Annotated in this window: 16 protein-coding genes and 1 riboswitch; of the genes, 7 read left to right on the top strand and 9 right to left on the bottom strand. The window is 47.1% G+C overall.

What is annotated here, in order from left to right; translation table 11 throughout:
* Positions 1–37: 37 nt before the first annotated feature.
* Together IEW88_RS08135 and IEW88_RS08130 are read right to left on the bottom strand one after the other, a co-directional pair.
* Positions 38–778 carry an SDR family NAD(P)-dependent oxidoreductase gene (locus IEW88_RS08135; protein WP_147903782.1) on the bottom strand — a complete coding sequence of 247 codons (741 nt, stop codon included), beginning with the start codon at positions 776–778 and terminating at the stop codon, positions 38–40.
* Positions 775–1776 (bottom strand): NAD(P)/FAD-dependent oxidoreductase, encoded by a 1002-nt coding sequence (locus tag IEW88_RS08130; protein ID WP_147903783.1) that lies wholly within the window; start codon positions 1774–1776, stop codon positions 775–777. The genes IEW88_RS08135 and IEW88_RS08130 overlap by 4 nt, the downstream gene beginning before the upstream one ends.
* Before the next feature lie 92 nt (positions 1777–1868).
* On the opposite strand from IEW88_RS08130, the gene msrA reads away from it, so the two are divergent.
* A complete protein-coding gene (gene msrA, locus IEW88_RS08125; RefSeq protein WP_053423601.1) occupies positions 1869–2402 on the top strand; it encodes a peptide-methionine (S)-S-oxide reductase MsrA in 534 nt (177 codons plus the stop codon).
* An 80-nt stretch (positions 2403–2482) separates the two neighbouring features.
* Here msrA and IEW88_RS08120 read toward each other — a convergent pair whose 3' ends face one another.
* Positions 2483–4297 (bottom strand): TonB-dependent receptor domain-containing protein, encoded by a 1815-nt coding sequence (locus IEW88_RS08120; protein ID WP_147903784.1) that lies wholly within the window; start codon positions 4295–4297, stop codon positions 2483–2485.
* A 34-nt stretch (positions 4298–4331) separates the two neighbouring features.
* A riboswitch (cobalamin riboswitch) is annotated at positions 4332–4606 on the bottom strand.
* A gap of 202 nt (positions 4607–4808) precedes the next feature.
* Between IEW88_RS08120 and IEW88_RS08115 the strand changes: the two genes are divergently transcribed.
* From IEW88_RS08115 to IEW88_RS08105, 3 genes are all read left to right on the top strand, one after another.
* Positions 4809–5291 carry a YajQ family cyclic di-GMP-binding protein gene (locus IEW88_RS08115; protein ID WP_053423603.1) on the top strand — a complete coding sequence of 161 codons (483 nt, stop codon included), beginning with the start codon at positions 4809–4811 and terminating at the stop codon, positions 5289–5291.
* A 183-nt stretch (positions 5292–5474) separates the two neighbouring features.
* A complete protein-coding gene (locus IEW88_RS08110) occupies positions 5475–5825 on the top strand; it encodes a VanZ family protein (RefSeq protein WP_147903785.1) in 351 nt (116 codons plus the stop codon).
* Positions 5804–6712 carry a ketopantoate reductase family protein gene (locus IEW88_RS08105; RefSeq protein ID WP_147903786.1) on the top strand — a complete coding sequence of 303 codons (909 nt, stop codon included), beginning with the start codon at positions 5804–5806 and terminating at the stop codon, positions 6710–6712. The genes IEW88_RS08110 and IEW88_RS08105 overlap by 22 nt, the downstream gene beginning before the upstream one ends.
* Here the strand turns inward: IEW88_RS08105 and thiI are convergent.
* The 3 genes from thiI to pomA all read right to left on the bottom strand — a co-directional run bounded on the left by thiI (position 6694) and on the right by pomA (position 9965).
* Entirely contained in the window at positions 6694–8154 is a 1461-nt protein-coding gene (gene thiI, locus IEW88_RS08100; RefSeq protein ID WP_221411388.1) for a tRNA uracil 4-sulfurtransferase ThiI, read from the bottom strand. The genes IEW88_RS08105 and thiI overlap by 19 nt on opposite strands.
* An 81-nt stretch (positions 8155–8235) precedes the next feature.
* Positions 8236–9180 carry a flagellar motor protein MotB gene (locus IEW88_RS08095; protein ID WP_147903788.1) on the bottom strand — a complete coding sequence of 315 codons (945 nt, stop codon included), beginning with the start codon at positions 9178–9180 and terminating at the stop codon, positions 8236–8238.
* Positions 9181–9188: 8 nt separating this feature from the next.
* Positions 9189–9965, bottom strand: a complete 777-nt coding sequence (pomA, locus tag IEW88_RS08090) for a flagellar motor protein PomA (RefSeq protein ID WP_053423608.1) — start codon at positions 9963–9965, stop codon at positions 9189–9191.
* 210 nt (positions 9966–10175) lie between these two features.
* Here pomA and xseB point away from each other — a divergent pair, with 210 nt between their 5' ends.
* Genes xseB through dxs form a run of 3 tightly spaced genes read left to right on the top strand, consistent with a single transcriptional unit; the run spans position 10176 to position 13190 of the window.
* Positions 10176–10421, top strand: coding sequence for an exodeoxyribonuclease VII small subunit (xseB, locus tag IEW88_RS08085; protein WP_053423609.1), 246 nt, complete (start codon positions 10176–10178; stop codon positions 10419–10421).
* Position 10422: 1 nt separating this feature from the next.
* On the top strand, positions 10423–11310 hold the full coding sequence (gene ispA / locus IEW88_RS08080) for a (2E,6E)-farnesyl diphosphate synthase (RefSeq protein ID WP_053423610.1): 888 nt from the start codon (positions 10423–10425) through the stop codon (positions 11308–11310).
* Between the two features lie 14 nt (positions 11311–11324).
* Positions 11325–13190, top strand: a complete 1866-nt coding sequence (gene dxs / locus IEW88_RS08075) for a 1-deoxy-D-xylulose-5-phosphate synthase (protein ID WP_147903789.1) — start codon at positions 11325–11327, stop codon at positions 13188–13190.
* Between the two features lie 102 nt (positions 13191–13292).
* Here the strand turns inward: dxs and IEW88_RS08070 are convergent, their stop codons facing one another.
* Genes IEW88_RS08070 through thiL form a run of 3 tightly spaced genes read right to left on the bottom strand, consistent with a single transcriptional unit; the run spans position 13293 to position 17817 of the window.
* Entirely contained in the window at positions 13293–16331 is a 3039-nt protein-coding gene (locus IEW88_RS08070; protein WP_229670371.1) for a ligand-binding sensor domain-containing protein, read from the bottom strand.
* Between the two features lie 32 nt (positions 16332–16363).
* On the bottom strand, positions 16364–16858 hold the full coding sequence (locus IEW88_RS08065) for a phosphatidylglycerophosphatase A family protein (RefSeq protein WP_147903791.1): 495 nt from the start codon (positions 16856–16858) through the stop codon (positions 16364–16366).
* Complete coding sequence (gene thiL, locus IEW88_RS08060; protein WP_053423614.1) at positions 16858–17817, bottom strand: thiamine-phosphate kinase; 960 nt, start codon at positions 17815–17817, stop codon at positions 16858–16860. The genes IEW88_RS08065 and thiL overlap by 1 nt, the downstream gene beginning before the upstream one ends.
* Positions 17818–17826: the final 9 nt, after the last annotated feature.

Genomic DNA, 17826 nt, shown 5'->3' with positions numbered 1-17826 from the left:
AACTGAGCTTATCTTTGCCTCAGGCTTAGAGCAAGAACTAAAAACTCAGCACTCTGCCATCCCAGTTCAGCAATAAACCACTGTGCTCAGACTGAAGCTGCTCAGCCACCTGTGCCAGATGTTGCGCCGTTTGGGCCGGAGTCTGTAACTGCCCTGCAGGCAAATTGCGCTGAAAAGGTTCAGACAAAGCAGAATCTGTAGTACCAGGATGCAAAGTGACCACTGCCGCGGTTTTATTACTGCGCTTGAGTTCAATGCTGGCGGTTTTTATCCATTGATTCAATGCAGCTTTCGCACTACGGTAGCTGTACCAGCCACCTAATTGATTGTCACTGATACTGCCTACTTTGGCACTTAATTGCAGATAACGAATGCCAGAAGTTTTACTTAAATAAGGCCAAAGCCCTTGTAAATACATCACCGGAATTTCCAGATTCAGTTGCAAAGTTCTACGAAGCAACAGAGCACAGCTTTGACTTAAACTTTTTTCCGGCAAAAGTTTTGGCTCAGTCTGCTGATGCAGCCAGCCGATGCAGTTAAAAATAAGTCCGACCTGATACTGCTGCAGCGTACTTGTCACTGCGCTGAAAAAACTCCGATGCACAGTCCAGTCCGCAGTTTCCGCCAGATCCGGCGCCTGGATCACCAGAAGCTTCGGATCACTGAGATCCGGGCTGTAACGGGACAACCAAATCACATGCAAACCTTGTTGCAGATAATGAGTCGCCAGCGCCTGCCCTATCGCGCTGCTGGCCCCAATGATAAGTACTGCGCTCATCGCATTGCCTCAGTGTGATCAGAGTATTCATGCACAGCTTGCGCTAACTGCAGCCCGGCCAAATAAGCATTCTCAACCCGCCCGCCGTAACTCCAGTCACCAGCGGCCCATAACTGCTGTGCAGGCATAGCCAATATACCAGGAGGAGCCATCTGGTCTTTTTGACTGGCGTAAAGCCAACGATGCGCCACCAGCGTCTTGATATCCCCCTTTACCTGAAGCTCCTGGCGTAAGATTTGACTCGATCTCTCAAACCAAAACTCTGCAGGCTCATCCAGATGCAAAGCGCTGAATTGTGCATTAAAGTGCAGAATGTAACAGCTGCTGCGGCCAGTTTTATGCTGCTGGTGACTAATAAATCGCAGTTGCGGGTGCTGACAAAAAATAGCATCTCCGTAAGGGATAGACTGAGCTTGCACTGCAACAGCCCAGCAGGGTTCCAGTAAATCTGTGACAGAGTCAAAAATGTTGGCCAAACCGCTTTGCGTCATCAGTTGCTGCGCCTGAACCGGTGGTACAGTGACAAGAACTGCATCAAAACCAGCATAGTGTTGACCATCTTCAGCGTATAAAGTCCAACACTGCTGCTGATAGTCCAGCTTATGAATACGACAGCTGGTGAGCAGTGGTATTCCCTGCAGCAAAGCAGAGACCGGACTTTGCATCGATGGGATCCCAATAAAACGCTGTTGTTTATCTTCGGAAGCTGTCAGGGAAATCACCCCTTCATCATCGGATAAAAGTGCCGTTTTGCAGCGCCATAACTCAACCAGCCCCGCCTCAAGCCACTGCTTGACCTGCTGTGTAAACACATCGCTGCGGGCAGTAAAATACTGAGCCCCCATATCCAGGTAGCCTTGTTCTGTTCTTTTACTGCTCATACGGCCACCTGCAGCACGGCCTTTATCGAACACTGTCACCTGATGGCCCTGCCGAACCAGACTTGCCGCCGCTGACGCTCCTGTAAGCCCCGCACCTAACACTGCTATTTTTTTCATGGCTGTATTTCTTTAAACCAAAAACTTTCTTTTGAACTGATATCGAACTTACGCTGTATCATAAGCTTAAGATCAACGATGGAGATAAACCCATGGCTCAGACAGAAATAGCAACCTTTGGAGCTGGCTGCTTCTGGTGTATTGAATCAGCGTTTAATCAGTTACAAGGCATTAAAAAAGCGGTCAGCGGTTATATGGGAGGCCAGACACTGAATCCGGATTACCGTCAGGTTTGCACAGGCACCAGTGGCCATGCAGAAGTGGTGCAAGTCGAGTTTGATCCGGTTCAGGTCAGTTTTGAACAGTTGGTGCAGGTGTTGTTTTTTCTACATGACCCAACTCAGCTCAATCGTCAGGGCAATGATATAGGCACTCAGTATCGCTCTGCTGTATTTTACCATTCAGCGCAACAGAGGGAGCAGGCGCTTGCGTCGATAAAAGCAGCTCAGCCGTTATTCGATTTGCCTATAGTGACGGAAGTGACAGCCGCCAGTACTTTTTATCCGGCTGAAGATTATCACCAGGGGTATTATTTACAGAACACTAACCAGCCTTATTGCCAGTTTTTGATCACACCTAAACTGGCTAAATTTCGTCAGACTTTTGCAAGTCTGCTGAAAGCTTAATGGCGAACTAATCTGCTGCAAATAGCCGATAGCATGGGAGATAAACAGAAGGGTCAGAGCCAAGGCTCTGACCCTGGTGATTAAAAATCAGGAGTCCAGTTTAAACGCAGTGACCATTCGGCCCCTGCTGTAGCATAACCAGGCAAGTACAGATAGTCTTTATTCGTAAGATTATCCGCTTTAACCGAAATCTGTAGCTCAGGGCTTAACTCATAGCTGGCCCCAACGCCCCATAAGGTGTAACCACCCAGCTGGGGTGTAGCGAAATCTCCCGTCTGGAAATCACTCTGGTAGTCTGAAGTGACAAAAACACGCCAGTCTTGCCACTGATAAGCACCTTGCCAGTGCACTGTGTGTTTAGAACGTTTGATCAGCGCTGCATCAGTCACTTTATCTTTCGCATCAGTGTAGCTATAAGCCAATTGCTGATGCAGCTGTTGCCAGCTATGACTGACACTGAATTCAGCACCTTTGATTTTAGCTTCACCAACGTTTTGTGGCACCCAGTTACCATCAGCCATTGGCGCCCATTGGATCAGATTATTGACGTTCTGCTGATAAACAGAGCTTTCAATCTGCACATCGCCTGCACTGTACTTTAAACCCAACTCATCTGAAGTTGCAGTCTCAGGTGATAAACCGGCATTGCCACTGAACGGATAATACAGGTCGTTAAAGCTTGGCGCTTTAAAGGCGCTGCTGCGACTGGCCCGAACCAATAACTCGTTAGTCAACTGATAACCCAGGCCCAACTCGTAGGTATTGTAATGACCATACTGGCTTTGTTTATCATGGCGGCCTGTTACATCAGCCAACCAGGCACCTGACTGATAACTCAGACCGGCAAACACTGCTTTATTGATGCGGGAATCGACGTCATAACCCAGATCGCTGTCTGACACGTCTTCCTTGTACCAGTTCACTCCAGTTAACGCAGTTAAACCTTGCGTCAATGGTCTGCTGTATTGATAATCCAATTCATGCCGCTTGGTTTCAAACAAAGTGGCCGGACTGTTGTCTCCCCAGTTCAAATCTTCTGTCTGATTCTGAGAAAGGCTCAGCTTCTGACTGGATGTAGCGCTATCCAGTGCCCAACCTAAACGGCTTTGATTGGTCTTAGTCTCAACCTGATCTGCACCTGGCCATGTGGGATCAAAGTCATACTGGCCACGGCTTCTGAGTACATTGTGATCAGCAGACCATACACCGTAAGACGTCTTGAATTCACCCGCTACTTTACCATAACGCTGGTCAAAACCATCTTGGTCAGCTTGAGTGCCGGGACGGACATCAAAACCTTCAGAGTCGGACCAGCCCAAATTACTGCGAAGGGTCAAATCACCATAGGTTTGACTAGTGGCGACATCCGCTTCATGGCTGTGGTAACGACCGGTTTTTAACTGTAATGAGGTATGGTCAGATTTACGAGTACTGATAGCAATCACACCAGCTAAAGCATCTGAGCCGTATAAAGCCGCTTTGGGCCCTTTAATCACTTCAATTTGTTCTATTTGTTGCAGAGAAATTTCAGCTAAAGAGGCATAACCTAAAGTGGCAGAACCTGCACGTACACCGTCAATCAGCACTAAGGTATGACCAGCGGCACCACCGCGTAAAAATACGGTATTGGTCTGGCCTTTACCGCCTGAGCGGCTGATTTGTATTCCAGCAACCTGGCGCAATAAAGCGGGCAGATCAGACACCTGAGCCTGTTCGATTTGCTCACGGTCAAGCACTGTGACTGACGATAAAATCTGATGCACGGGCTGAGGTTGGCGAGTGGCGTATACACTGATATGTTCCAGTGGATCGTCCGAGCTATCGTCCGCTTGGGCGGTCAATACAAAAGCAGGCAGGCCAACGACAAGCGTCGCCAGCAAAGATTTTTTAAACATGATGTCTCCCAAAGACGCCCACCGCGTCCTGATTAGTGAATGAACTTTTCAGGCCGGTCTCCGGGCTAACAGCAGGCAAAAATAACCAAAGTGGTTGGAGTTGCAGTCACCAAAGCTGCAGCTTCAAGTACAAAGGATATAAAAGCGACTTTAATCCCTTCCCATCCGTAGACAGTGGTTTGATTAAAGCCAGAGCAAAGCTCTCTGTTATTTTACCGTTGCGGGGGCAGCTCTGGATTTACACCAGATTCCCGTTTCACCCGCAAATATGAAACATATTCTGTGGGCACCTGAAAAACGCGGCGTCAGTGTAGCTGCGACAAGATGAAAGTCAATAGAAATCCAGACGTCTCTATCCTGCGGTAAATACAGAGTTCCAGGGATTTAAGCTTGTTACCACAACAGGCCAGCACAAGCTAAATAGTAGTAATTAGCCAGTGTTGAGGTTCGCTCTGTGGATTCTTTCGCTTATAATGGCCCTATAACTTTCAATGGAAAAAAAGAGAACGCTATGCCTTCATTTGATATTGTTTCTGAAATTGATATGAATCAAGCCAAGAACGCGGTTGAAAACGCTAAACGTGAGCTTGAAACCCGTTTCGATTTTCGTGGAGTGGATGCAAAAATTGAGCTGAACAAAGATCACATTGAGCTGACTGCAGAAGCGGATCAGCAAGTTATGCAACTGTTTGATATTTTCGCCACCAAAGCCAGCAAACTTCAGCTGGATGTCAGCAGTTTTAAAATTGAAAAAGAAGATCGTCACGGCAAATACATCACTCGCCATATCACGATCAAACAAGGCATCGACAAAGAAATCGCGAAAAAAGTCGTCAAGCTGGTCAAAGACAGTGGCATTAAAGTACAAGTCGCGATTCAGGGCGAAGAGCTGCGTGTGACAGGTAAAAAACGTGACGATTTGCAAGAAGTGATGCAGTTAGTCAGAACCAGTGATCTGGGACAGCCATTCCAATTTAAGAACTTCAGAGACTAAGTTCATCTGCCACTGTTGTTCACCACAACCGCAAGAGAGCTACCGGTTCCAAAAGCCATAGCTCTCTTACCCACTGAATACAGGATATCAGAGCAAGACTTTTCACCTCTCTTTGTTTCACGCTGGAGATTGTAATCCTAAAGCTGATACAATCGGGCTAAGTCTTTTAAAGAAGAGTGTCTTGTGAAGCGTCATCTTTACCATGCGATTTGTTTGTTGGTGTTCACCGCAGCTACTTTTGGTTTTCTGACAGAGGTAAAAAGTAGTGGCATTAGCCTGAACCAATACGATAAGCATCTGCATTTTCTAATCTTTTTTTGTCTTACCGCTCTGTTGCAATGGAGTTATAAACCCAAATTGTGGCAAGCCGTCGTTATTATGGCTGCTTATGGTGTCGCTATTGAGTTTCTGCAGAATTACCTGACCAGCTACCGCAGGGCCGAATTACTCGATTGGGTAGCAGATATAACGGGTATGGCTGCCTTTTATTTGTGCTACTTTGCTGTCAGAAAATGGCGCAACCGCACCCAATAACAACGCCTTTGTGGACCGTCGTAGGCCAAGGTGCTATTGGTCTGCTGGCTACGGCCCGTTTGCATCAGGCGGGCTATCCGGTGCAATTGCATCGTCGCACCAGTGCACCTTTCGATTTTATGTTCCAGTCGGCTGATGATGCGTTCTCGCTGTCTTTACATACCCCATTAAAAATCCCCTACTCTTTCGTCCTTTTACCCGTCAAAGCTTATGCGGTTGTGGATGCGGTACAGCAGCTATTACCTTTATTGGCAGAGAATGCTCAGTTAGTGTTAAGTCATAATGGCATGGGCACTATAGAGCAGGTCTTGCCCTTGCTTAAGCCGAAGCAAGGGCTATGGTTTCTCAGCACCAGCCACGGCGCTTTTAAAGCCAACCAAACAACAGTGATCCACAGTGGCAAAGGACAGTCTGTTCTGGGCGCTCTTAATCAGGCAGCTTTTGCACAACAACAGTCTGTGGAAAAGGCGATGCAAGCTGCATTGGGCCCGCTGGTCGTCGAGGACGATATCAAGCCATCACTCTGGCTGAAATTGGCGGTCAATGCAGTGATTAACCCGCTGACGGCATTGCATCAATGCAAAAATGGCGAACTCAGTCGCAGCCACTATACCTCAGCCATAACCCTGTTAATTGAAGAATTTGTGCGGGTTGCAAACGCTGCAGGGCAAGATTTTAGTGTTGAGGCAATACAAAACAGAGTGAAGCAGGTGATCGAACAAACCGCAGAGAACTACTCCTCAATGCAACAGGACTTTGTAAAAGGCCGCCGCACTGAGCTTGAATACATTACTGGTTTTCTACTGCGACAGGCAGAGCAGCATCAACTACAACTACCTGCGCATCAAGCTATTTATCAGTTGTTACTTCAAAAGTCACCGCGATAAACGCCAACATTCTGATGGCCTTGCTCCGTCAAGAGCAAAGCTTGCAGGCGACTCATCACGCCACGCTCACAGTACAGATAATACTGCTGCCCTTGATCAAGCTGACTAAACTGACCAGCCAGCTTGTAAAACGGTAATAGCTGCACCTGATGACTGACACCTGTTAAAGGTTTGATATCCACTTCATCCGGAGCACGGATATCCAGAATAATAGCATCCTCTGCCATCGCACTTTCATCCAGTACAGTGCTGATTTGCTGCTCGGCCTGAAATTCAACAGTACGAATATCCAGCACATTAGCATCCAGAGCCAGCTTTTCCAGCGCAGCTAAATCCAGTTGCTGCTCAGCCTGTAAAACTTTGGCTAATTCGGCGTTGATGGTAGGTTTGTTTGAAATAACACCACAGTATTCAGGCATAGTTTTAGCCATATCTTCAGCGCCAATTTTTCGGGCTAAATCGATGATTTCTTGTTTATCCTGATAAATCAGCGGCCTTAACACCAAGGTATCAGTGGCTTTATCAATCACACTTAAATTGGCGATGGTCTGACTCGCCACCTGACCGACACTTTCACCTGTGACTATCGCCTGCACACCAATACGTTCCGCCACTATAGCCGCAGCGCGCATCATCTGGCGCTTGAGCACAACGCCCATCAGGCCGTTATCAACTTTTTCCAGAATTTCTGTGACCACAGGGGCAAAATCTACACTGATAAATTTGACCTTGTGCGACAAACTGAATTTTTGCCATAAGTAAAACGCCATTTGACGTACACCAGTTTCGTGCGCAGCACCACCTAAATTAAAAAACAGATAGTGAGTACGCAGCCCCTTGCGGATCATCAAATAACTGGCTACCGCAGAATCAAAACCACCAGAAATTAACGACAATACATCGGTTTGACTTGGCAGTGGGAAACCACCCATGCCATCAAACACCTGACTGACGATAATCAACTGGTCGCGTTTAATTTCAACGCGCACCACTTCATCGGGATTTTTCAGTTGTACACGGGCGGAAGGGATATGTTGGTTGAGACCACCGCCTATATAACGCTCGGCTTCAAGAGAGCTGAATTCATGATCGCCCGTACGTTTGACCCGCACACAAAAACTTTTGCCTTCAAGCCTTTGGCTAAACACAGCTTTGACTTGTTCAAAAATATCGTGCAGTGAACTGTAGGCGCCGGACTGCATTTCCATAAACTGTACTATGCCGGGAATACAACCTAAATGATCAATCATCTGCTGACGTAATTTAGGGCTGCTGGATTCAACCTGCACCAGCAAATGGTCATAGTTGTTTTTGATGGCAACAGATGGGTCTAACCGCAACAAAATCGTTTTCAGATTCTGCTCTAACAGCATGGTCTGACGTTTCCGGACCGATTTACTTTTAATCGATATTTCCGGGTGCAGTTTGACTAAAAATTCCATCAGGTAAAGCTCGCTGAAAAAATAAAGGCGCGAATTATAGCGCGCCTTGCCACAACAGTTTAGCTTTAATTGCTGCTGTTGTTACTGTTTGGGTGTGCCCTGCGCTGCAGGTTCCAGGCTGATAGGCTCAGACTCTTTTGGTTTGCCTTGCATAATAGAAATCTCAACCCGACGGTTACGTCTTCTGTTGCTTTCGGTATCGTTCGGCACCAATGGACGGGTTTCTGCATGGCCTACCACCACCAGACGATTTTTATCAAAACCCGGCGCTCTTATCATTTCTGAGGCGACAGACACTGCGCGCTGAGCAGATAAATCCCAGTTATTGCTATGTAGCTCGTCAGACACCTGATCGTTATCGGTGTGGCCTGACACAGTGATCTCTCCCGGAACCTCTTTGAGTAAAGCTCCTATATTTTGGATAATAGGTTTAAATTTGGGCTGTAAAAATGAAGAACCGGAAGGGAAAGAGCCATTTTCACGGATGCGGATAATGATTTGTTGACCCAGAGATTCCAGTTCGATAGCGCCATCGATAATTTGCTTCTCTAATTGCTCAGCAATTTTTTTCAAAAGCTCATTGGTTTGTTCCTGCAACTCAGCTGAGGCAGCGACTGTATCCATAGGCTCTTCTTCGGTACTGGTTGACTGGCCACCGGTTTTATCTTCCCGTTGCTCCTGACGCCCGCCAGCTTCATCCTCTTTGCCCGCCTGAAAGTTCAACATTTGTTGCGTCATTTCCACGGTTTGCTGTTGGATAGTATCGATAGGCGTTGGATCTGGACGGCCAGGGCGAAACTCCATAGCAATCACGCTGGTGCCTTTGGGAATATCTTTCACTTCAATTTTATTTTGCACACCAAAAGCGTACTGCATCGAACCTGCAATTTGCTTAAATTTCAGCACATCCATTTCCGAAAATGACAGCAACAGCACAAAAAAGCACATCAACAGCGACATCAAATCAGCGAAGGTTCCCATATAAGCGGGTAAACCTGGTGGTGGGCACTTTTTACACTCAGCCATACCTGCCCCTACTCTGCAGCGGCAGGGGCTGCCGGGTCACGTTTTTTCGACTGCAGGTAATTACGTAATATACCTTCGATTACTTTAGGGTTTTGACCATCCTGTATGCCCATAATGGCATCCAGTATCAGTTGATTGTTGGTTTTCTCTTCTTCATTACGCACAGCCATTTTTTCTGACAGAGGTAAAAAAATACAGTTGGCTTGCATTGCACCATACATAGTGGTCAACAAAGCCACAGCCATAGCAGGACCTATAGCTTTAGGGTCAGACATATTAGATAACATGGCTACCAGACCGACCAAGGTCCCTATCATTCCCATAGCTGGTCCCAGATCACCCATTTGCTTAAAGACTTGAATAGCGACATCGTGGCGGGCATAGGTCAGCTCAATATCTTTTTCTAAAGTGCCACGCACCACATCAGCATCATGGCCATCAACCAACATATTGATGCCTTTTTGCATAAAAGGATTAGGAATTTCAGCTTCTTCCAGAGCTAAGAAACCACCTTTACGGGCCGCATCGGCCAGCTGCACTGCTTTTTCAATCAGCTCCTCGGCTGACTCAATTTTAAACATAAAGGCTTTGCCAGCAGCTTTCATCGAATCAGCGAGCTGAGTGAAAGTAAATTTGATCATGACCGCAGTAATACTGCCACCGAATACGATCACGATAGAGACAAAATCGTAAAACATGCCCATATTGCCGCTGGAACTGAGCCACATTGCCCAGCCCATCATGCCCATGACCGCGACTAATCCTATGACGGTTGCTAAATCCACTCTGTATCTCCCGGAAAACTGAATGCAAATCGTTGATCTTGTACCAGCGTAAAGTTGGTTTTATCTTAGCTTATAGTGAGTTATCGGCAAAAGTATGGGATAGTTAACTATAAATTAAGGCTCCAAACAAATTTATCCTTTCCCAACGCGGGCCTGATTGCTCATAATAGCGCGCAGGGCTTGGTCAGACACCCATTATCAGGCGAAAATATGACAAAAAAGAAAACAGATTTCAGCCATTTTGAGCAGAGTATTGCCGAGCTGGAACAGATAGTACAGCAGTTGGAGCAAGGCGATCTGAGCCTTGATCAGGCTTTGCAACAATTTGAACGGGGTATAGAGCTCTCCCGCACCAGTCAGCAGCAGTTACAATCTGCCCAACAAAGAGTCCAGTTATTAGTTCAGGACTCAGGGCAAGATCAGCTCGAACCTTTTGTGACCACCGAAGGTGAATGATTTGACGTTAGATTCTTTAACCTCTTACCAGCAACGGCTGGAACTAGTACTGCAACAGCACTTAGATAAGAAGTCTTTAACTGACCCACGCCTGCATCAGGCTATGGCCTATAGTCTGCTGCTTGGCGGTAAACGTATGCGGCCTTTTTTAGTCTACAGCTGTGGTCAGATGTTAGGTGCAGCATTAACAGATTTAGATGCCCCGGCAGCGGCCATTGAAGCCCTGCATACCTACTCTTTAATCCATGATGACTTACCCGCCATGGATAACGATGATTTACGTCGCGGCAAAGCCACCTGTCACAAAGCTTTTGATGAAGCGACTGCTATTCTTGCCGGCGATGCACTGCAAACCTTCGCTTTTGAATTATTAAGCAGCCATGATTACCAGCAGGTTCCGGCGCAGCGAATCGTGGCGATGATCCAACAGTTAGCTCTGCATGCTGGCTACAATGGCATGTGTGGTGGTCAGGCTATTGATTTGGCGCATACCAATCAAAAAATGTCGGTTGAAGCACTAGAGCAGATGCATCAGCTAAAAACCGGAGCTTTGATTGAGTGTTCAGTACGTTTTGCTTATCTGGCCAGTCCAGTGGATAATGTGGAGCATTTAGACGCTTTAGTTCGCTACAGCAGAGCCATAGGTCTGGCCTTTCAGGTTCAGGACGATATTCTGGATATTGAAGGCGACACCCAGGTACTGGGGAAGACCGCAGGTTCGGATCAAAAAGCCAATAAAGCCACTTACCCTGCTTTACTGGGTTTGGAGCCAGCGAAACGAAAAGCACAACTATTGGTTGAAGAGGCATTAGCCGCTTTACGTGAACTTCCTTATGCAACAGACGAACTGGTGGCGTTAGCCCGGTACGTCATTGCCCGACAGTTTTAGATACAGGCATTCTCATGACATTAGCTAGTCAGGATTTCCCTTTACTCCACAAAGCCAACTGGCCTGCTGATTTGCGCCAGTTACCACAAGATGAGCTACCAGCTCTGAGTGATGAATTACGGGCATTTTTACTCAAAACCGTCAGCCAAAGCAGCGGCCATTTCGCCTCAGGACTTGGCACTATTGAGCTGACGGTAGCTTTGCATTATGTCTACAACACCCCTTTTGACCGTCTGATTTGGGATGTGGGTCATCAGGCTTACCCTCACAAAATTCTGACGGGCCGTCGTGACAAGATGCACAGCATCCGCCAGAAAGACGGTTTACACCCTTTCCCGTGGCGGGAAGAGAGCGAATACGATACCTTAAGTGTCGGTCACTCCAGTACGTCTATCAGTGCAGCCTTAGGTATGGCCATCGCCGCCCGTGCTGAACAAAAAAACCGTAAAGTCGTAGCAGTGATCGGTGATGGCGCTATTACCGCAGGTATGGCTTTTGAAGCCCTGAATCATGCCGGCGAAGTTAAACCCGATATGCTGGTGATTCTGAACGACAACGAAATGTCGATTTCAGAGAATGTTGGCGCATTAAATCGCTATTTCGCCCGCATTTTATCCGGTAACTTTTACACCAGCCTGCGTGAAGGCGGTAAAAAAATACTCAGTGGTGTACCTCCTTTGCATCAGTTAGCCAGCCGCGCTGAAGAGCATTTTAAAGGCATGGTCACGCCAGGTACTTTTTTTGAAGAGCTGGGCTTTAACTACATAGGCCCCATTGATGGTCATGATGTCAAAGGTCTGGTCGACACCATCCGTAATATGCGCAACCTCAAAGGTCCGCAGTTACTGCATGTGGTGACCAAGAAAGGCAAAGGGTATTTACCTGCTGAACAAGACCCTATTGGTTATCATGCCGTCAGTAAATTTGATCCGGCAGCCCAATGCCAACCCGCCAAAAAAGCCGGTAAAGCCACCTTCTCTAATATTTTTGGTCAGTGGATTTGCGATATGGCGGCTGTGGATCCAAAGCTACAAGGTATTACGCCTGCCATGCGAGAGGGCTCAGACTTAGTGCAGTTCTCAAAAAGCTATCCGGAGCGTTATTTCGATGTAGCTATTGCCGAACAGCATGCGGTGACTTTAGCGGCAGGTATGGCAATAGAAGGTTTAAAACCTGTAGTCGCCATCTACTCCAGCTTCCTGCAACGGGGTTATGATCAGCTTATTCACGACATTGCAATTCAAAATCTGGATGTACTTTTTGCGATAGACCGCGCTGGTGTTGTAGGGGCCGATGGTCCAACTCACCAAGGTTCGTTTGATTTAAGCTTTATGCGCTGTATTCCCAACATGCTGATCATGGTGCCTTCGGATGAAAACGAATGCCGTCAGATGTTGTACACCGGCTATCAGCACAAAGGTCCTGCAGCTGTGCGTTACCCCAGAGGGAGCGGTAACGGTGAAGCGCCAGAGTCTGTAATGACTGAATTAGCTCTGGGTAAGGGCGTCATTCGCCGTCAGGGTGAAAAAGTGGCGTTGCTGGCCTTTGGCCCTCTGTTGCAAGCCTGTCACACAGCAGCAGAACAGCTCAACGCTACGTTGGTGGATATGCGGTTTGTCAAACCTCTGGATCAACAGTTGCTCACAGAGCTAAGTAAAACGCACAGTCATTTTGTCACTATTGAAGACAATGCGTTGATGGGCGGAGCCGGTTCTGCAGTGAATGAGTATTGCATCGCTGAACAGCTGCCTGTAAAGCTGCTGAATATTGGCTTGCCGGATATTTTTATCAAGCACGGTACTCAGGAACAGATCTATGCCGAATTAGGTTTAGACTCTGCCGGTATTCAGGCGAAAGTAGAGGTTTTTCTTCGCCGTTAAGTCTGTTCTGCCAAGGGGCGGACCTTGTGTCCGCCGTCTCAGATTCCACTACAGTTCAAGTGAGCAGCGCTGGCGACAACGCTGTGGCCTCAAAAACTAAGGCTATGAACCTAAATAGTTTTTCACCTCAAACCAGGCTAAACCATCGGCCAGCAGTTTTTCAATCTGCACATCAATATGCCCTGAATCTTCAAACTCAAAAGCGTCTACCTGAGGATCAAAACCTAAAGTAGCACAGCCATTGCGGCCCGATTGTTTGACCTTACGTAACGCGATTTCAGACAGTTGCAACGAAATCTCCCAAGAAATCAGCTGCCCGCCTAATAATTCCAGTGGAAAACAACTATAACCAATAGAACAGGTTAAAGACACAGTCCGGCCGTCCGGGATCTGAAAATGAGCATTAGCAACCAGTTGGTTCAGTTGCAGTGCTACATCACGTACTAAAGCAAATTCAACATCCCGCAGCACCAGCACAAACTGCTCACCAGCGTATCGAACCACATAATCAGCACCGCGGCTTTCGCGCAGCAATAAACCACTGATTTGCTGCAAGACGCTATCCCCTGCACTGTTACCATATAAATCATTGATAGATTTAAAATTATCCATATCCAACTGCAGCAGGGCTATGCATTTACCTTGCTGCAACATCGCATCTCTGTTGTGTTGGTATTGCTCTATATCTTTAGGCAGTTGTTCGAACAGGAAACGACGATTTCGAAGTCCTGTTAAGGTATCTTTGTGTGTCAATTGCGACAGCTGCTCGTTAAGTTCATACAAACGGGCATTGCTGCTTTCAAGCTCTGCGGTACGCAAACGTACCAGTTTACTCAACTCCAGCTGCTGCATCACCGCATTACGTCGCCATAACCAGGCTAAGCCGTATAAAGCTAATACCACTAACAATAACCATAATCCCTTATAGACCACAGTCTCGGTAAACAATCTGGGAACAACCAGATCCAGCATCAGTTGCTGCCGCTCTGTCCAGTTTTGACTGCTGTAACGAGCCTGAACAATAAATTGATAACTGCCTGGCGGCAGGTTGGTATAAATAGCCTCGCGACGTTGCCCTACTTTTTGCCACTCAGTATCAAAGCCTTTGAGCTGATAGCGAAACTCAATAGCATTGGCTTTGATAAATTCCAGCGCGCTGTAGCTGATACTGATATTCCGATCAGACATGTCTAAGACTAACTGACGTTGATCGGGTAGCAAAGCATAAGATTTCTGGCCAGTCACTTCCTGCAGCAAAGGCTGCAATGCTCTGTCTGGCGCCATTTTTAACTGCAATGGTACAGCCACCAAACCTTTTAAACTGGGATACCACAATTGGTCCAGCCATTTAGCAACTTTGCTATGACCTGCGCCATTGCAGCAGCGACCAGGGGCCGTACCCAACTGTCGGTCATAAGGAGATAAGATCAATTCGAAACTTAATGGAGGTCTGCCATCACCTCCTGCGGCTGGTTTAAATCTGAATACTCCTTTTAAGCTGCTGGCCCATACATAGTCAGAGTCCCTGTCGTACCATAAACTGATCACAGGATCCAAAGGCAACCCATTGCTGCTATCGTATTGTTGCCATTGCCCCTGAGCTGTTTTGATAAATAAGCCATCATCTAAGGTAGCAATAAGCATTTGTTGATCGGGCAAGGTTAATACGCTGGTGATATAAGCTCCAAATAGCGGAGTCCCGAGCCCGACTCTGTTTAATTTGTCCTGCTGATACCAATACAAACCGCTGGTCGTGCCAATAAGTAAGTCTTGTCCCTGAACTTCAATGACAGTAACAAAACCCGATTCCAGATCGGCGTTAAAAGGCGCAGCAAGCAGAGTTTTACCATCGTAGTGATATAGACCACTGGAACCCCCAAACCACAGACCCGCTTGCGCATGAGGTTGCACCACCCGAATGGCACTGGAGGCTAATTCTTTAAAAGGACGGCTAATACTTTGATCATCAAAATTGTACAGCAGCAACCCATTGTCTGTACCCAGCCACAGCTGGTTGTTTCTGTCATAAAAGTCAAAAACTGTGCTCTGCCCAAGCGCCTGATGATTCACCAATTCAATAAAATGCTGATCCGCTTTTAATAACCCAACATTGGTCTGAGTCGCGACTAAAAGGCTGTTTAAACGCGCAGAATAACGCACGCTGCGCACCACAACATCCTCCTGCCCCTGCCCTACCACCCGGCGCATTTTTCCCGGAGAAGCCCGATACAATCCCTCGCTAAAACTGGCCATCCAAATGTTATGGTCTCTGTCCTCGAAGATATCGCTGAACCAGGGCGAACTTCCGAGCTCCTCGGCACTGATTTGCTGCCATCCCTGTCCGACCTGACGGTGATGTAATTTGTTATAGCCGGAGATCCAATCGTTGCCTGAACTATCCCGAAACAATTTATATACCGCGGAATTGTCTGCACCAGGCAGAGTGCATCGCACAACCTGCTGTTGCTCGTCCAGATGGAAATAACCTGATTCGCTGGCAAAATGCAGGCTGTCATTAAACCAGCTTAAATCATACAGTGGATGTTGTTGCAGCTCATCAGGTAACAGAATTTGCTGCGTTTGTCCTTGTGCATCCAGCTTATACAAAGAGCGGGCTGTGCTTACCCATACCGCATTGCCTGCCTTTTCCATCTGTACTACAGCTTCTTTAATGCTATGAATACGGCTGACTTTACCTTGCTTGACCCTGAACAGATTTTCAGCAGCAACCCATAATTCATCGGGGGCGACCTGTACCATGGAGGTCACTTCAGCCAAAATAGGATAACGGTCAAATTTTAGAGTCTGAGGGTTAAAACCTGATAAACCTGCCTTAGTGCCGACCCACATATAACCTTGTTGATCTAACAGCAGTTTATTGATGGAGTTACTGGCAAGTTGACGACTGGTTTTGGTGCTGAACTGGGTAAAGTGATGGCCATCAAAACGATTTAAACCATATAAAGTGCCGATCCACAAATAACCTTGCTGATCCTGACTGACAGCCCTGACCGAATTGGAAGACAACCCATCAGCACTGTTCCAGTGTTTGATATCAAAATCATAAATTGAACCAAACTGGCCCTGACCGAACGCAGTCATAGAGAGAAAAGCTAAAAAAACCAAGAGCGCAAAACGCACAAAAATCACCGGGTAGCAGGGAAAAATTTATATTAACTAAAAGCTTGCCACTGCACCAGTACGAACAGAATGAGCCAGCTAAAGAAACCGGCCAACATATCGTCAATCATAATACCAAAGCCGCCATGGACTTTTTTGTCCAACACGCGAATAGGCCAGGGTTTGACGATATCAAAAAAGCGGAAAAGTAAAAAACCAAGCAAAATATACTGCCACTGAAACGGGATACACCACATCGCCAGACTGTAACCCGCAACTTCATCCCAGACGATGGCGCCATGATCATGTTCACCTATGTCTTTGGCGGTTTGGCCACAGACATAACAGCCCAATACAAAAGCAAAAAGTACCCAAATCAGGGCAAGTTGCGGGATCAGTAAGGATTGCAGATAAATCAGCGGTAACGCAGCTAAAGTCCCAAAAGTACCGGGAGCTTTAGGTGCCAGACCAGAACCAAAACCCAAAGCAAGGAAATGAGTCCATTTTTTCAGGTCAAACTGAGGCTTTTGTTGTTCAGTGGAAGTCATTAAAAGTGCTCAAAGCCCTGATGCTGGTAAGCAAAAGGAACATCGCCTTGCTTAAATTCCAGCTTACCTACAGCACCTGTGATGCGGCCAATACAAGTGACAGGCACACCATAAGGAGACAATAAGACTTCTAAAGAGCCACGGCGATTCTCAGGCACGGTAAACAGCAGTTCGTAATCTTCGCCACCAGACAAAGCATACTTCAAGGCTTGCTCCGCATCGCAACTGTCTTTCAGCGCCTGAGACAAAGGTAACTTAGTCACATCCACAACTGCGCCAACTTTAGAGCGCCTTAGAATATGCAGCAAATCACCAGCCAAACCATCTGACACATCCATAGCTGAACTTGCGATGTTGCGCAGCGCCTGACCTAAAGCCACACGAGCTGTTGGATAATGAAAACGTTGCAAAATATGAGCACGGTGTTTTTTGCTGACTTCAACTTTATTCTGCACAAGTTGTAAACCTAAAGCAGCATCACCCAAGGTACCAGTAACATAGAGGTAATCGCCATTTTGCGCACCAGCACGGGTTATTGCTTTGTCTTTTGGCACTACCCCTTTGGCGATCATGGTTAAACTTAAAGGGCCACGGGTGGTATCACCGCCTATCAGCTGACAGTTGTAGTAATCTGCCGTTTCGCTTAACCCCTCAGCAAAAGCGGTTAACCAGTCTTCATCCACTTTAGGTAAAGTTAAGGCTAGCGACAACCAGCAGGGCTCAGCGCCCATAGCAGCTAAATCGCTGACATTCACTGCCACCAATTTATGCCCAAGCGAGCGCGGATCGACGTCCGGAAAAAAATGGATACCTTCGACCATACTGTCAGTGGTGATCACCAGATCACAGCCTTCACGCACCTGCACGACAGCACCGTCGTCACCAATACCAATGGTAACGTCCGTGCGTTTACGGCCCGCTTCAGCAAAACAACGTTGAATTAACTCAAATTCACCCATAAAAAAGCC

Origin of the sequence: Rheinheimera tangshanensis, assembly GCF_014645135.1 — a bacterium.
GTDB classification, from domain to species: domain Bacteria; phylum Pseudomonadota; class Gammaproteobacteria; order Enterobacterales; family Alteromonadaceae; genus Pararheinheimera; species Pararheinheimera tangshanensis.
The sequence above is the reverse complement of the archived record's forward strand: the minus strand, read 5'-3'. Positions and strand labels throughout refer to the sequence as shown.

Bases quoted from the DNA above. Each gene is read 5' to 3' on its own strand.
- IEW88_RS08135 (WP_147903782.1), bottom strand. From the start codon at position 778: ATGAGCGCAGTACTTATCATTGGGGCCAGCAGCGCGATAGGGCAGGCG.
- IEW88_RS08130 (WP_147903783.1), bottom strand. From the start codon at position 1,776: ATGAAAAAAATAGCAGTGTTAGGTGCGGGGCTTACAGGAGCGTCAGCG.
- msrA (WP_053423601.1), top strand. From the start codon at position 1,869: ATGGCTCAGACAGAAATAGCAACCTTTGGAGCTGGCTGCTTCTGGTGT.
- IEW88_RS08120 (WP_147903784.1), bottom strand. From the start codon at position 4,297: ATGTTTAAAAAATCTTTGCTGGCGACGCTTGTCGTTGGCCTGCCTGCT.
- IEW88_RS08115 (WP_053423603.1), top strand. From the start codon at position 4,809: ATGCCTTCATTTGATATTGTTTCTGAAATTGATATGAATCAAGCCAAG.
- IEW88_RS08105 (WP_147903786.1), top strand. From the start codon at position 5,804: ATGGCGCAACCGCACCCAATAACAACGCCTTTGTGGACCGTCGTAGGC.
- thiI (WP_221411388.1), bottom strand. From the start codon at position 8,154: ATGGAATTTTTAGTCAAACTGCACCCGGAAATATCGATTAAAAGTAAA.
- IEW88_RS08095 (WP_147903788.1), bottom strand. From the start codon at position 9,180: ATGGCTGAGTGTAAAAAGTGCCCACCACCAGGTTTACCCGCTTATATG.
- xseB (WP_053423609.1), top strand. From the start codon at position 10,176: ATGACAAAAAAGAAAACAGATTTCAGCCATTTTGAGCAGAGTATTGCC.
- dxs (WP_147903789.1), top strand. From the start codon at position 11,325: ATGACATTAGCTAGTCAGGATTTCCCTTTACTCCACAAAGCCAACTGG.
- IEW88_RS08065 (WP_147903791.1), bottom strand. From the start codon at position 16,858: ATGACTTCCACTGAACAACAAAAGCCTCAGTTTGACCTGAAAAAATGG.
- thiL (WP_053423614.1), bottom strand. From the start codon at position 17,817: ATGGGTGAATTTGAGTTAATTCAACGTTGTTTTGCTGAAGCGGGCCGT.